This window comes from Actinomadura macrotermitis (genome assembly GCF_009604375.1).
Classification (GTDB): domain Bacteria; phylum Actinomycetota; class Actinomycetes; order Streptosporangiales; family Streptosporangiaceae; genus Spirillospora; species Spirillospora macrotermitis.
The window spans coordinates 1,652,793-1,666,186 of record NZ_WEGH01000001.1 but is presented as its reverse complement, the minus strand read 5'-3'; the positions used below and the strand labels follow the sequence as shown (position 1 = coordinate 1,666,186).

13 protein-coding genes and 1 tRNA gene are annotated in these 13,394 nt (G+C 72.6%); 6 read left to right on the top strand and 8 right to left on the bottom strand.

All coding sequences use genetic code 11. From position 1 onward, the window contains the following. Positions 1-42 precede the first annotated feature (42 nt). Positions 43-1,020, top strand: coding sequence for a right-handed parallel beta-helix repeat-containing protein (locus ACRB68_RS07520; protein ID WP_153531394.1), 978 nt, complete (start codon positions 43-45; stop codon positions 1,018-1,020). On the opposite strand, the gene ACRB68_RS07515 is transcribed toward ACRB68_RS07520, so the two are convergent. From ACRB68_RS07515 to ACRB68_RS07505, 3 genes are read right to left on the bottom strand one after another with little or no spacing between them, the layout of a single operon-like run. After that, positions 1,010-1,879, bottom strand: a complete 870-nt coding sequence (locus tag ACRB68_RS07515) for a sigma-70 family RNA polymerase sigma factor (protein ID WP_153531393.1) — start codon at positions 1,877-1,879, stop codon at positions 1,010-1,012. The genes ACRB68_RS07520 and ACRB68_RS07515 overlap by 11 nt on opposite strands. A gap of 29 nt (positions 1,880-1,908) precedes the next feature. Then, on the bottom strand, positions 1,909-3,282 hold the full coding sequence (locus ACRB68_RS07510) for an O-antigen ligase family protein (protein WP_153531392.1): 1,374 nt from the start codon (positions 3,280-3,282) through the stop codon (positions 1,909-1,911). Continuing rightward, on the bottom strand, positions 3,282-4,082 hold the full coding sequence (locus ACRB68_RS07505; RefSeq protein ID WP_153531391.1) for a YveK family protein: 801 nt from the start codon (positions 4,080-4,082) through the stop codon (positions 3,282-3,284). The genes ACRB68_RS07510 and ACRB68_RS07505 overlap by 1 nt, the downstream gene beginning before the upstream one ends. Before the next feature lie 113 nt (positions 4,083-4,195). On the opposite strand from ACRB68_RS07505, the gene ACRB68_RS07500 reads away from it, so the two are divergent. Continuing rightward, the gene (locus tag ACRB68_RS07500) at positions 4,196-4,840 is read left to right on the top strand and encodes a hypothetical protein (protein ID WP_153531390.1); all 645 of its coding nucleotides are present in this window, start codon (positions 4,196-4,198) and stop codon (positions 4,838-4,840) included. Between the two features lie 36 nt (positions 4,841-4,876). On the opposite strand, the gene ACRB68_RS07495 is transcribed toward ACRB68_RS07500, so the two are convergent. The 4 genes from ACRB68_RS07495 to ACRB68_RS07480 form a co-directional block, all read right to left on the bottom strand. Further along, complete coding sequence (locus ACRB68_RS07495) at positions 4,877-6,133, bottom strand: nucleotide sugar dehydrogenase (RefSeq protein ID WP_328593881.1); 1,257 nt, start codon at positions 6,131-6,133, stop codon at positions 4,877-4,879. Continuing rightward, on the bottom strand, positions 6,130-6,906 hold the full coding sequence (locus tag ACRB68_RS41050; RefSeq protein ID WP_153531389.1) for a WecB/TagA/CpsF family glycosyltransferase: 777 nt from the start codon (positions 6,904-6,906) through the stop codon (positions 6,130-6,132). Before ACRB68_RS41050 ends, ACRB68_RS07495 begins: the two co-directional genes overlap by 4 nt. Then, a complete protein-coding gene (locus tag ACRB68_RS07485) occupies positions 6,903-8,033 on the bottom strand; it encodes a hypothetical protein (RefSeq protein ID WP_153531388.1) in 1,131 nt (376 codons plus the stop codon). The genes ACRB68_RS41050 and ACRB68_RS07485 overlap by 4 nt, the downstream gene beginning before the upstream one ends. Positions 8,034-8,271: 238 nt before the next feature. Then, positions 8,272-9,243 (bottom strand): TolB family protein, encoded by a 972-nt coding sequence (locus ACRB68_RS07480; protein ID WP_153531387.1) that lies wholly within the window; start codon positions 9,241-9,243, stop codon positions 8,272-8,274. Between the two features lie 61 nt (positions 9,244-9,304). On the opposite strand from ACRB68_RS07480, the gene ACRB68_RS07475 reads away from it, so the two are divergent. From ACRB68_RS07475 to ACRB68_RS07465, 3 genes are all read left to right on the top strand, one after another. Continuing rightward, positions 9,305-9,381, top strand: a tRNA-Met gene (locus ACRB68_RS07475). Positions 9,382-9,599: 218 nt separating this feature from the next. Then, positions 9,600-9,974 (top strand): DUF3054 domain-containing protein, encoded by a 375-nt coding sequence (locus ACRB68_RS07470; RefSeq protein ID WP_153531386.1) that lies wholly within the window; start codon positions 9,600-9,602, stop codon positions 9,972-9,974. Between the two features lie 2 nt (positions 9,975-9,976). Next, positions 9,977-10,468 (top strand): DUF6985 domain-containing protein, encoded by a 492-nt coding sequence (locus ACRB68_RS07465; RefSeq protein ID WP_153531385.1) that lies wholly within the window; start codon positions 9,977-9,979, stop codon positions 10,466-10,468. A gap of 7 nt (positions 10,469-10,475) precedes the next feature. On the opposite strand, the gene ACRB68_RS07460 is transcribed toward ACRB68_RS07465, so the two are convergent. Then, a complete protein-coding gene (locus tag ACRB68_RS07460; RefSeq protein WP_328593880.1) occupies positions 10,476-11,438 on the bottom strand; it encodes an alpha/beta hydrolase in 963 nt (320 codons plus the stop codon). Positions 11,439-11,682: 244 nt separating this feature from the next. On the opposite strand from ACRB68_RS07460, the gene ACRB68_RS07455 reads away from it, so the two are divergent. Next, the gene (locus ACRB68_RS07455) at positions 11,683-13,332 is read left to right on the top strand and encodes an AMP-binding protein (protein WP_153531383.1); all 1,650 of its coding nucleotides are present in this window, start codon (positions 11,683-11,685) and stop codon (positions 13,330-13,332) included. Positions 13,333-13,394 lie beyond the last annotated feature (62 nt).

Below are 13,394 nucleotides of genomic sequence, written 5' to 3'. Positions count from 1 at the left end.
ACTCGAGCACCAGCAGGCGGATCGATCGGCGGGAAGGCGACCATGAACGCACGCAGCGCACTGGCCATTCTCCTTGTGGCGGGTACGGCGGCGGCCTGCGGCGGTGACGCCAAGGAAGCCGCCAAGAAGGGCAGCACCCAGCCGGTCGTCCAGCCCCGGCCGACCGAACCCGACCCGGTGCCGAGCCGGCAGAGCGTGCCGCCGCTGAAGCTGAAGAGCAAGAGCGGCGCCAAGGCGTCCGGCGGCGAGGGCGCGCAGCTCGCCTGGCCGACGTTCGGCACCGCCGGCGTCCCGAACGGGCGGAGGCTGGCCCGCAGCGGGCCGCTGCGGATCAAGAAGAACGGCACCGTCATCGACGGCCGGCTGATCCACGGCGAGATCAGCATCGAGGCCGACAACGTCACCATCCGCAACTCCCACATCGTCGGCGAGGGCGGCGACTGGGTGATCATCCAGCGCAAGGGGCACAGCGGGCTGCGGGTGGAGCGCACCGAGATCAACGGCAACGGCCGCACCAAGTCCCAGGCCGGCATCCTCAACTTCGGCGGCACCCTCACCGTCCGCGCCGCCTACATCCACACCGTCAGCGACGGCGTCAACACCGACCAGGGCCTGGTCGAGGACTCCATCATCATGGGCCTCAAGCGCTACGCCGGCGACCACAACGACGCCATCGCCGCCGCCTCCGGCCCCGCGCCGGGCACCTCCCTGGTGATCCGGCACAACGTCATCCTCAACCCGCTGAACCAGACCTCGGCGATCGCGCTGTTCCAGGACTTCGGCCGCGCCCACGACGTCACCGTCCAGCAGAACTACCTGGCGGGCGGCGGCTACACGCTGTACGGCGGCAAGGGCAAGCACGGCCGCTCGTCCAACATCCGCGTCATCGGCAACGTGTTCAGCACCCGCTACCACAAGAAGGGCGGCTACTACGGCCCGGTGACGGCCTTCGACCCGTCCGGCCCGGGCAACCTGTGGCGCGGCAACATCTGGGACAACGGCAAGCCCGTCAACCCCTGAGCGGCGGCATCGGCAGGGCGGCCAGGCGGGCCGGGTCGGCGATGATGTCGATCTCGACGATGCGGTCGCCCGCGACCGTGAAGGCCAGCAGGCCCCGCGGTCGGCCGTCGGAGACGTTGACGAGGCCGGCGGCGCCGTTGACCAGCACCGGCAGGCCGGCGCCGGCGGCGTTGCGGAAGGTGAGGGCCTGGCCGGCGACCGCGGCGGCGCCGCGCAGCAGGCGCAGGTCGGTGCCGGTGTCGGCACGCAGCAGCACGTCCGGGTCGAGCACCGCGACGAGCGCGTCGAAGTCGCCGCCGCGCGCCGCGGCCAGGAAGGCGTCCACGACCTTGCGCTGGCGGCCGGGGTCGGGTTCGGGGGCGGGGCCCTCGGCGGCCCGCACCCGCCGCCGGGCGCGGCTGGCGAGCTGGCGCGTCGCCGCCGGGGAGCGGTCCACGATCGGCGCGATCTCGTCGAAGGACACCGCGAACATGTCGTGCAGGACGAACGCCAGCCGCTCGGCCGGCGCGAGCGTCTGCAGCACCACCATCAGCGCGAGGCCGACCGAGTCGGCCAGCATCGCCTCGTGCTCGGGGTCGGCGCCGTCGGCGCCGGTCACCACGGGATCGGGCAGCCGCTGCTCCAGGGGCTCCTCGCGGCGCGACGCGCGCGAGCGCAGCATGTCCAGGCAGACCCGCCCGACCACGGTGGTCAGCCAGCCGCCGAGGTTGCGCACCTCGGCGGTGTCGGCGCGGCCGAGTTTGATCCACGCCTCCTGGACGGCGTCCTCGGCCTCGCTCAGCGAGCCGAGCATGCGGTAGGCCACCGCCCGCAGGTGGGGCCGGTGCTCCTCGAAGCGGTCCGCCAGGGTCTCATGCATCGGTCACGTTCCTCCGTCGCCGTCCGTCGTCACTCTGACGGATCGGCGCGGCCCGGTGTGACAGCGGGGGCGCGGAGTTCCAGTCCGGCGTCCGGGTCCTGCCTGGCCAGCCGCCGCATCGCGGCCGAGCAGCCGATCATGAGGAAGGTGAGCGTGGCGACCATCGGGAAGCTGAACGCGTCGAAGGTGCCGTAGGCGAACGCGGCGACCGCGATCGCGGCGGCGAAGCACTGCGCCAGGTGCCGCACCGGCTCGTCCCGGGACGCGCGGCGGGCGCCGCGGGCCAGGAACCAGCCCGAGAACAGCACCACGAGCAGCACCAGCAGCCCGACCACGCCGGTCTCCACCAGCGAGCTGAGGTACTGGTTGTCCAGGATGCGGTAGACGCGCGGCAGGTAGGTGCCGAAGCCCTGCCCGAACCAGGGCCGGTCGCCGACCGAGCGCGCGACGGCGGCGTAGTCGTCGGTGCGGGCGGTGGTGCTGGAGTCGGAGCCGATGTGCAGGACGAGCTTGGACAGCGTCCCGATCAGGCCGGGCACCACCGCCGACATCGCCACCGTCCCGCCGCCGCCGACGACCAGCGCCCAGAACCGCAGCCGCGCCGGCCACACCGGCAGCATGACCAGCGCCGCGATGACCATGCCGAGGATCGCCGACCGCGACAGCGTCAGCGGGATCGTCACCATGATCGCCGCGACCGGGAACCAGCGCCGGCCGCGCCGCCCGGGCTCGGCGAAGATCAGGCCGTGCAGGGCCAGCGGCAGCATCATCACCAGCACGACGCCGAGCTCGATCGGGTGCGTGGCGGTCGCCATCGGGCGGTTGAAGCCGTCGCGGGCCAGCACCGAGGAGAACGACCGGTTGGCCTCCAGGCCCGGCACCGCCATGTGCTCGGCGAGGTCGAAGCCGGTGAAGAACTGCACCAGCCCGAGCACCGCGACGCCGGCGGTGAGCACCACCATCCGGCGCCGGATGTCCTCCAGCCGGTCCAGCCGGGGGATGCCGTCGGCGGCCAGCAGCGCGACGCCGATCCACCCCGCCACCATGATCATGCCGCGGTCCAGGCCGTTGGCCTCCAGCGAGGGCAGGTTGCGGCCCATGTTCACGGTGTAGGTGGCGAGCATCGCGGCGAAGAACAGCAGCATCACCGACCGCACCGGCTGCGGGCCGCGGATCGGCGTGGTGGACGGCGTGATCAGCGAGCTGAGGTACCACAGCAGGCAGAGCACGGCCATCACGCCCGCCGGGGTGCCGGCCGCGCCGAGCGGGCCGAGGACGTAGCGGGCCGGCAGCACCAGCAGCGCCACCACGAACACGCTGAGGACGGTGACCGGGTCGATCTGCCCGAGCGCCGGCCGGTCCAGGGCCGGCGCTGCCGTCAGGCGGTCGTCGACGCGGGTCATCAGCGCCGCGGGTCGCGCCGCTGCGCGGGCGGCCCGGCCGTGCCGTTGCGCGGCGCCCGGGCCGCGCGCGGCGTGGGCCGCGGGTCCGGGGGCGGCGCGAACGAGCCGTTCCCGCTGCGGACCTCGTCCCCGCCGCCGTTGCCCGGGGGCAGCGCCGGCGGCTGGAACGGGGCGGGCCGCCGGTCCCGGTCGCGCTGCTGCCGCCGGGACGCGACCGACTCCACGAACAGCGGCACCGCCACCGTCATCGCGCCGCCGACGAACAGCAGCAGCGCCACGTTGCGGATCTTGTCGGTGGCCTTCAGGTCGGCGCGCGGCGAGGAGGTCACCACCTTGGAGGTGATCCGGGCCCGCGGGGTGACCCCGTTCTCGGCCTGGATGCGCTCCAGCTTCTGCGGGATCATCGCGGTCAGCGCGGCGAGCGTGCCCTCGGTGTTGCGCGCGTCCGAGCCGGTCACGGTGATCTCCAGCACCGGGCCGGTGGTGTTGGCGGCGACCGCGACCAGGTACTCCGAGGTCAGCCCGCGCGCCTTCAGGTCCGCGACGGTCCGGGCGTCCATCATCTCGCGGCCGACGACCTCGGCGGTGACGGTGAGCGACCCGTCGAAGACCAGCCACGGGTTGCCGCCCGCCTGCTTGGCCTGCAGCGGCGACGCCAGGAAGACCGCGTTCGCCTTGGCCTCGTAGCTCCACGGCAGCAGCAGGAAGGCCGCGACGACGCCGGAGATCGTCAGCAGCAGCAGCGGGACGGTGAGGACCCATCTGCGCAGCAGGATGTTCAGCGAGTCGAGCAGGTCCATGTGCCCTCCCCAGTACCGGATCCTGAATGTGCGGCAGGCTTCTGTGCCGAACGCTTCCGAGGATCACCGGCAGCGTGCCACGATAGCGGAGCCGTCCGGATCTGGAGTGATTTGTGACCCTTCGGGATTTCGTCGCCGCGGTGTTCCGGCGGCCCCTGGTGGCGCTGGTGATGGTCGCGCTCACCGCGGCGCTCGCGTTCCAGACCGTCGCCCGCAGCCCCACCTACGAGGCGCGCAGCGTGCTGACCTTCCTGTCGCCGCTGAAGGCCCCGCAGAACGCCTTCTCCAACTTCCCGCCCTACCTGGTGCTGATGGCCGACGTGTCGGCCCGCGTGCTCGCCTCGCCCGTCGGACACCGCGCGGTGCGCCGCCAGGGCGGCACCGCCGACTTCCAGGTCCTGCTGGCGAACCGGGGGAGCCAGGAGGTCCCCATCCATGATCAGCCCTACCTCACCGTTGTGACACGTTCCACCAGCCGCGCCGCCGCGCAGCGCACCCTCGTCCTGGTCCAGCAGGTGCTGCACCAGGAGCTGCGCACCCGGCAGCTGAAGGCGGGCGCCGACCCCCGCTCCCTGATCAGCTGGCGGATCACCGCCAGCACCTCGCAGCCGCTCGCCGACACCGGCAAGCCGTCCCGGCAGCTGGCCGGCGTGCTCCTGCTCGGCCTGCTCGGCACCGTCTACGCCGCGCTGCTGGCCGACCGGTTCGCACCGCGGCTGCGCCTTCGGGCCCGCGCGGCTCGTCCCGCCGCCGGCTGACCGCTCCCCCCGGAGCACACGCTCGTCAGGCACGGCCTACAGATGCTCCACATGCGGCCCGCGGACGCGGTGCCGGCAGTCGATGACCAGCCGCGCGTGCTCGACGACGGCGTCGTAGTCGAAGGCGTCGTGGTCGGTCAGCAGCACCACGGCGGTGGCCGCGGCCAGCTCCTCCTTCGTGGCCTCGGCGCGCGGCACGAGCCCGTCCAGCGGCGTCGACTCCACCACGTGCGGGTCCACCCCGCGCACCTGCGCGCCCATCCCGGTGAGCAGCTGCGCGACGCGCACCGCCGGGGACTCGCGGGCGTCGCCGGTGTTCTTCTTGTAGGCCAGGCCGAGCAGCAGGATCCGCGACCCGTTCACGGTCTGCCGCCGCGCGTTCAGCGCCGCGGCGATCCGCCGGACCACGTAGTCGGGCATGTGCCCGTTGATGTCGTTGGCCAGCTCCACGAACCGGAAGCTCTGCCCGAGCTTGCGCTCCACGTGCCACGACAGGTACGACGGGTCGATCGGCAGGCAGTGCCCGCCGACGCCCGGCCCCGGCGTGAACCGCATGAACCCGTACGGCTTGGTGGCGGCCGCGTCGATGGCCTCCCACACGTCGATGCCGAGCCCGTCGGCGAACATCGCGATCTCGTTGACCAGCGCGATGTTGACGTGCCGGAAGGTGTTCTCCAGCAGCTTGGCCAGCTCGGCCGAGCGGGTCGAGGACACCGGCACCGTCGACTCCACGATCGTCTCGTAGAAGTCCTGGACGGCCTTCAGCGACGCCTCGTCCACCCCCGCGACGATCTTGGGGGTGCTGGTGAGCGTCCACTCGGTGTTGCCCGGGTCGATGCGCTCGGGGCTGTAGCCGAGGTGGAAGTCGCCGCCGGCGACCAGGCCCGACCCGTTCTCCAGGATCGGCGCGACCAGCTCCTCGGTGGTGCCAGGGTAGGTGGTCGACTCCACCACCACGGTCGCGCCCGGCCGCAGGAACCGGGCCAGGGTCTCGGCGGCGCCGACGATGTAGTCCAGGTCCGGCAGGCCCTCGCGCAGCGGCGTCGGCACCGCGATCAGCGCCACGTCGAAGCCGGCGACGTCGCGGGCGGCCGACGAGGCGGTGAACGCGCCGTCCTTCAGCACGGCGGCCAGCTGCTCCGCCGGGACGTCCTCGATGTAGGACTCGCCCGCGTTCAGCGTCTTGACCCGCGCCTCGTCCACGTCGAACCCGACGACCCGGTGCCCGACCTGCGCGGCGCGCACCGCGATCGGCAGCCCCACGTAGCCGAGGCCGATGACGACGACCTTCACTTGCCCGCCCCCCGAAGCCTGCGCTGCAGCAGCTCGCGGCCGAGCAGCGCCAGGAACACCGTGTTCGTCGTCAGGTAGCGCGGGCCGAGCCGCTTCGGCTCCTGCAGCGCCCGGTACAGCCACTCCAGCCCGTTCTTCCGCCAGAACGACGGCGCGCGCTGCACCTTCCCGGCCAGCACGTCGAACGAGCCGCCGACGCCGTGCACGACCGACGCGCCCGTCCGCGCGCCCCACTCGTGCACGAACATCTCCTTCTTCGGCGAGGACACCCCGATGAACAGCAGGTCCGCGCCGGACATCCGGACGGTCTCGGCGACGCCGGCGTCCTCGTCCTGGTCGAAGTAGCCGTTGCGGGACCCGGCGATCTTCAGCGCGGGGTGGCGGCGGCGCACCTCGGCGAGCATGCCGTTCAGCACGTCCTCGCGGGCGCCGAGGAAGTAGACCGAATGCCCGTGCCGCTCGGCCTCGGCGAGCAGCTCCAGCATCAGGTCGATCCCGGCGACCCGCTCGGGCAGCCCCTGGCCGAGCAGGTTCCCCGCCCACACCACCGACTGCCCATCGGCCACGCACAGGTCGCAGCCGAGCACCGCCTCGCGCAGCCGCCGGTCGGACCGCATCTTGACGATCTTGGCGGCGTTCAGCACGCCCACCCGCACCTGCGCGCGCTCCTCGACCGCCTTCACGCAGAGCGCGACGGTCTCGGCGATGCTCAGCGGCGCCAGCCACACCCCGAGGAAGCGGCGGCGCGGCCCGATCGCGCTCTCGATGGTCATGAGCCCTCCCGCCAGGTGAACAGCAGCCAGCCGAACTCGTAGGGACGGCACTCGCGGTCGACGGCCGTCGGCGGGAACACCCGGTCCAGCACGCCGACCCGCCACCCCTCCCGCACCCCGGTGGTGGCCGCGCGGGCCCCGCGCACGACCTTGCGCGGGTCGGCGCGGGCCGTCTTGCGCCAGGTCACGCCGAGCTCGTCCAGGATCATCGGCTCGTCGGTCTCGGCCGGGCGGACCATCCAGTGCAGGCCGCGGCGGATCGCGGCGGTGTGGTCCGGGCCGCCCGCCTCGGCCAGGTCCAGCAGCGCCATCGGCGCCATCGCGTGCTGGTGCACGCTGTAGACGGGGAAGCCCTCGACGACCCCGCCGGTCCGCGCGTCGTAGTGCCACCACCACTGGCCGCCGTCGCCCTGCGCGGCGACGATGCGGTCGGCGGCGATCCCGGCGAGCTTGACCGCCTCGGGATCGCCCGCCCGCGCCAGCGCCTGGATCGGGTACACCTGGTCGGCGAAGCAGCCGACGTGCGCGCGGTAACCGGGCACCAGGCCCGTCCCGCCGACCTGGTGGCTGTACAGGCCGCCCTGGCCGGCGCCGTCCACCAGGCGGCGGCGGGCCCGCTCGTAGTGCGCCTCGGCGTCCGCGCCGGCGTCACGGGCGGCGGCGAGCGCGGACAGCACCCAGGCCGCGTCGACGGTGAACACCGCGCCGCCGGTGTCGGCGTGCTCCAGCCGCTCCAGCGCCCACGGCAGCATCTCGTGGCCGGTCGCGGCGGCGGCCCAGGTGATCAGCGCCTTGTCGCCGAGCGAGGACGTCTCGTCCAGCCGCGCGACCAGCCGCCCCGTCAGCCCGGTGAGGTCGCCGCCGGCGAGCACCGCGCTCTGCTCGTAGGGGCCGAGGCGCTGCACGCCGAGCGCGGTGATCGCGGCGTAGCGCAGGCTGCGGCCGGCGGGCTCGGTGCGCCAGCCGCCCGCGCCGTCCGGCACACCGCGCAGCGTGAAGACGAACTCCCCGTCCACCTGCATGCGGGGCAGGCCGCGCAGGGCGACGGCGACCAGCCGGTCGATGAGCTCATGGGTCTCGGCGTCCGGGCCGGCGACCAGCGCGGCACGGGAAGGAGGTTCGGTCACGCATTGCCCCCGATTCACCCTGGGGGCGAACGCGCATGATCCGGCGGACGCCGAAAGGCCTCCCCGCGCCCGCCCGGCAGGTTGGCAAGTTTTCCTGACTCATCGTGCCCGCATCCGTGCAGCGAGGTAAGTAGGTAAAGCAAAGGCAAAGTGGCCTTGATTGGACCTGGCGGCCGGTAAACCGGAACGCCCGTCCGGGCGTCCGAATGACCTGGTCAGAAAAGTCCGAACCGCTTGGTCAGGGCGCGGCGGGAGAGAAGGCGTCGCTGATCAGCTTGCGCGGCCGGCCCGTCCCGTCCGCGGGGACCGCCCACACGTCCGTGGTGACACCGTCGACCCGCCCGTACATGACCGTTCCGTCGTCGAGCCACGCCGCCTGGTCGTCGATGCTCTGCGGCTCGGCGAGCGGCGTCTCCCGCATCGACTTCAGATCCAGCACGTGCAGCCGCCAGGGCCGCTGCTTGTCGCCGGTCGCCTTCTTGAACGCCAGCCGCGTCCCGTCCGGCGACAGGGAGGGGCACTCGACGTTGGTGCGCAGCTCCTTCAAGGTCCGCGTCGACATCCGGCCCTCCACCAGATACGTCGTGCCGCGGCTCTTGGCGGTCGCGTAGAACCGGTCGTCGTCCCGCGCGAAGGTGACGCCCCAGTAGTTCAGATCGGTGGACCGGTCGCGCGCGCCGTCCCTGATGAGCGTGAAGGACTCCAGCGACGACAGCTCGGCGCCGGTCCGCGTGTCCAGGATCCCGGTCCGGGTGGACATGCCCTGCCCGGTGTACGACTCGCCGCTGATGAAGATCGTCCAGGACACCATGCGCCCGCTCGGCGACACCCGCGCCCGGCTCGGCAGCCCGCTGAGCGGGATCCGCCGCGTCTCCCGGAACCCCCGGTCGAGCACCACCAGCTCGGTGACCGAGGTCGCGCCCCGCTTCACCGTCAGGCAGACCCCGGTACCGCCGGCCGCGTAGACCCGCACGCAGTCGAGCCGCCCGACCTGCCGCGCCCCGTCCGGCGCATCACGGGAACTGGACGCGACCATCCCGTTCCCGGGACCGGGACGCGCGTCCCGGAAGAGCAGCTCGCCCGGCTTGATCGTCACCGCCCCGCCCGCCGCCGGCCGCGCGCCGCCGCCCTTGCGGTCCCCGTCGCCCCCACAGCCGCCCGCCACCAGCACGACCGCCGCGCCCACCAGCGCCCATCTCCATGTACTCATCAGGCGGCCAACCTAATGAGTTTGCGTAAGCCCAGGCCACCCCATACAGTTAAGACATCGCCGCGGGGTGGAGCAGTTCGGTAGCTCGCTGGGCTCATAACCCAGAGGTCGCAGGTTCAAATCCTGCCCCCGCTACCAGGTAAAAGGTCCGTCTGGTCGCAAGCTGTGCTTGCTCCCCAGGCGGACCTTTTCGCATTTCACCCGGGGGACGACCCCCGGAGCCCCCTGATGTGGGGGCTCCGCCCCCACGCCCCCCACGTTGGCTGGGCTTTTCGGATTCTGTGCGGGTGGTGCCTGGTTTGGGTTCGGGCATTGCTCTCGCCTTCGGCTTCGGAGGGCGTGGATACCCTGGGTGAATGCGGAATGTGGCGGTGGCGGCGGTCGTCGATGTGTGCTGTGTGCTGGTGTTCGTCGCGATCGGGCGGGCCAACCACGAGGAGGCGGCCAGCCTGACCGGGTTCGCCACGACGGCATGGCCGTTCCTGGTGGGGCTGGCGATCGGGTGGGCCGTCACCCGGGCTTGGCGGCGTCCCCTGGCGTTGGTGCCGAGCGGGGTCGGGATCTGGGCCGCGGCCGTTGCGGGCGGCATGGCGTTGCGGGCGGTGTCCGGGCAGGGCATCGCCTTCGCGTTCGTGATCGTCGCCTGCCTGTTCCTCGCGCTGGTGCTGCTCGGCTGGCGGCTGGTCACGCGCCTGGTGGGCGCGCGGCTCTCCGCACAGAAGGCGGGCTGAAGATGCCGGTGCGGGACCTGACGTTCGTCTGGGACGAGTTCTACTGGACCACGCGCATCACCGCGCCCGATCACCCGGACCCGGTGCCGTTGGTCTACGCGCCGGAGGCGCGGGGCGATGAGCCGCTGTCAGAGGCCGAACTCCACACGATCGGCACCGCGGTGGACGACCTGCCCGTCCTGTGGCAGGCGCTCAAGGCACCGCTGCTGACGCACTACGAGGAGTTGCGCGCCGAGCCCGGCGGGCTGGATCCCGAGGATCTGCCGGCGGCCGCGTCGGGTGATGACGTGCTGGCGCTGATGGAGCTCAGCGAGGTGATGGTCCATCAGATCCTCCACGGGGGCCACCCCTATGTCGGTCTGGTGTTCGCCTGTCCGTGGGACGACGAACATGGCCTGGGCGTGCTGATGAACGGGACCCGCACCGTCCAGATCGGCGGCGCCGACACCGCTCACCTGCTGTGGATCGCCCAGCAGGACAGCGAAGCCGGCTGACGCGGGGTCAGGCGCCGATGGCCTTCAGGGCCAGGGGCCAGGAGCGGTGCAGTTCGTCCTGCCAGTAGACCCAGCTGTGCGTGCCCTTCGGGTACAGGTGGGTGGTCACCGGGATGCGCTGCGCCTTCAGCCTGGCCAGGAACGGCTTGGCGGTGTAGTAGCAGAACGCCTCGGCCGGGTCGGCTGCCTGGGCGTCGCGGCGGTCGAGGGGCCCCTTCTTGCCGTCCTTGGCGACGGCGACGTAGAGCTTCGTGCCGCGTAGGCGGGCGGCCTGGGCGACCGGGTCGTGCTGCTGCCAGATCTTGCGTTGGAAGACCGGGTCGCCCCACATGGCGTTCTTGTCGGTGAAGGGGCCGAGGCCCGCCAGGCCGGTCTGCAGGACCTCGGGCGCGCCGGGGGAGAGGGTGGACAGGAAGCCGCTGTAGGAGGCGGCGAACCGGAACATGCCGGGGTGCCGCGCCGCGTAGATCATCGCGCCGTAGCCGCCGGACGACTGCCCGAGCACCGCGCGCTTCGTCCCCGCCCGGTACCTGCTCTCCAGCAGCCTGCGCAGCTCGGTCAGGTGGAAGGTCTCCCAGGCCGGGCTGCCGCCGCGGCCGTAGTTCCACCAGTCGGTGTAGCCGCCCGCGTACCCGCCCTCGGGCATGACGACGATGACCTGGCTGCGCGCGGCCAGCTTGGCGATGTCGGTGCGCCGGTACCAGGCGTCGTAGCGGTCGTTGCCGCCGTGCAGCGCCCACACCACCGGCCAGGTGCGGCGGGACGTGCGCGACCAGCCCTTCGGCAGCAGCAGCCGCACCTTCACCGACTTGCGCATCGCCTTGGAGGCGATGGTGAGGTCCAGTGCGTGGGAGGCGATCCGCTTCTCCTGCACGGTGGCCGCGTCCGCGGGGGCGGCCAGGAGGCCGGCGGTGAGCGCCGTGGCCGTCGTCAGGACGGCGGTTCGGCGGAAGGCGCGCCGGTTCTTCACGGGGGACTCCTCGGGCCTGATGGTGCGGTCCGTGCTGGTTGCGCGACGGTAACAAGGGCGCATGCTGGGGCGGAACGGTTCAGAGCGAACTATTTTCCCGCTTACCTTGTCAGGGACGTCACAAGCGTTCCGGCCCGTGATGGCACGTTCCAGTGCGATGTCCCGGTTGACGCGAACATCCCGTCACTGGTGAAGTTACCCACTGGTCACGTGTGTGACGGTGGGCACGTTTGAAGGGGAGACGATGGCATCTGCGCTGCGCGACTGGCTGGACAAGCCGCACATCGGACGCGGCGTCCACCTGGCCGCCGACGACGGGACGTGGGAGTTCCGCGACTACGGCGACATCGCCGCCGCCGCGCGCCGCACCGCCGCCGCGCTGCTGGAGGAGGGCGTCAAGCCCGGCGACGTCGTCTGCGTCGTGCTGCCCACCGACTTCACCTGCGTGGAGACCTACTTCGGCGTCTGGGCCGCCGGCGGCACCGTCTGCCTGATCACCCCGCCGCTGTTCCAGGACGGCGACGACTACGTCACCCACGTCGCGGCCATCCTGCGCCAGGCCAGGCCGGTGCTCACCATCGCCTCCGCCGACCTGGCGCCGCTCGCCGACCGCGCGCTGGCCGAGGCCGGGCTGGAGGGCCGCTCGCGCGAGCCGCGCCAGGCCGAGGCCGAGGCGCCGGTGCAGCCCGCCGGCGAGCTCGCGCTGCTGCAGTTCACCTCCGGCTCCAGCGGCGCCCCGCGCGGCGTCATGGTCACCTGGGAGAACCTGGAGGCCAACTGCGAGCTGATCGCCCGGATGGCCGGCTACGACGACGAGGACGAGGTCGCGTCCTGGCTGCCGCTCTACCACGACATGGGCCTGATCGGCTGCTTCCTCACCCCGATCTCCCGGCAGGGCCGGCTGCGGCTGATGCGCCCCGACCACTTCATCCGCGACCCCGCACGCTGGATCCGCTGCTTCGCCGAGTCGCACCACACCGCCGCGCCGCCGTTCGCCTACGCCTACGCCGCGCGCCGGATCAAGCCCGAGCAGCTGGAGGGCCTGGACCTGTCGGGCTGGAAGACCGCGCTGATCGGCGCCGAGCCGATCGACCCGCACTCGCTGGAGGTCTTCGCGCGGCTGCTGGAGCCGTTCGGGTTCGAGCGCTCGACGTTCAAGCCCGCCTACGGCATGGCCGAGACGACGCTGCTGGTCACGATGGACCACGTGCAGCGCGACCCGCTCGCCATCCGCCCCGACAGCGAGTCGCTGGCGTTCGGCGAGCCCGTGCGCATCCTGGACCAGCACGTCCTCGGCGCCGACTCGGTCGGCGCGAAGGCCGGCTGGGTCGTCGGCTGCGGCACCCCCGAGGAGGACGTGCCGGTCGCGATCGTCGACGACGAGGGCCGCGAGCTGGAGCCCGGCCGCCTCGGCGAGATCGTCGTCGGCGGCGAGTCGGCCTGCCAGGGCTACTACGCGGGCGCCGAGGGCAAGTCGACCCGGTTCGCGGACGGCAAGGTCTACACCGGCGACGCCGGGTTCTTCCACGAGGGCCAGCTGTTCGTGCTCGGCCGCATGGGCGACAGCATCAAGGTGCGCGGCCGCTCGGTGTACGTGGAGGACCTGGAGGCCAAGCTCGCCGAGGTCACCAAGCTCGGCAAGGGCCGCATCACCGTCGTGGCGGTGCCCGGCGCGGGCAGCAAGGGCCTCGCGCTGTTCGCCGAGACCAACGACGCGCCGTGGGCGGCCGACGTCCGCGAGACGCTGCGCCGCCGCGTCGGCGAGGACGTCGAGGTGACCCTCATCATCGGCAGCGGCCTGATCCAGCGCACCTCCAGCGGCAAGCCGCGCCGCCGCTTCATGTGGGAGCAGTTCCAGGCGGGCCGGATGGACGGCGCCCGCGTCGTGGACTGAACGGCCTGAACCGGGCGCGCCCGTCCCGCCCTCGCGGCGGGGCGGGCGTGCTCGTCTTCTGA

Coding starts and splice junctions, on each gene's coding strand:
- ACRB68_RS07470 (WP_153531386.1), top strand. CDS start 9,600: ATGCGGAATGTGGCGGTGGCGGCGGTCGTCGATGTGTGCTGTGTGCTG.
- ACRB68_RS07510 (WP_153531392.1), bottom strand. CDS start 3,282: ATGACCCGCGTCGACGACCGCCTGACGGCAGCGCCGGCCCTGGACCGG.
- ACRB68_RS07465 (WP_153531385.1), top strand. CDS start 9,977: ATGCCGGTGCGGGACCTGACGTTCGTCTGGGACGAGTTCTACTGGACC.
- ACRB68_RS07455 (WP_153531383.1), top strand. CDS start 11,683: ATGGCATCTGCGCTGCGCGACTGGCTGGACAAGCCGCACATCGGACGC.
- ACRB68_RS07515 (WP_153531393.1), bottom strand. CDS start 1,879: ATGCATGAGACCCTGGCGGACCGCTTCGAGGAGCACCGGCCCCACCTG.
- ACRB68_RS07520 (WP_153531394.1), top strand. CDS start 43: ATGAACGCACGCAGCGCACTGGCCATTCTCCTTGTGGCGGGTACGGCG.
- ACRB68_RS07480 (WP_153531387.1), bottom strand. CDS start 9,243: ATGAGTACATGGAGATGGGCGCTGGTGGGCGCGGCGGTCGTGCTGGTG.
- ACRB68_RS07505 (WP_153531391.1), bottom strand. CDS start 4,082: ATGGACCTGCTCGACTCGCTGAACATCCTGCTGCGCAGATGGGTCCTC.
- ACRB68_RS41050 (WP_153531389.1), bottom strand. CDS start 6,906: ATGACCATCGAGAGCGCGATCGGGCCGCGCCGCCGCTTCCTCGGGGTG.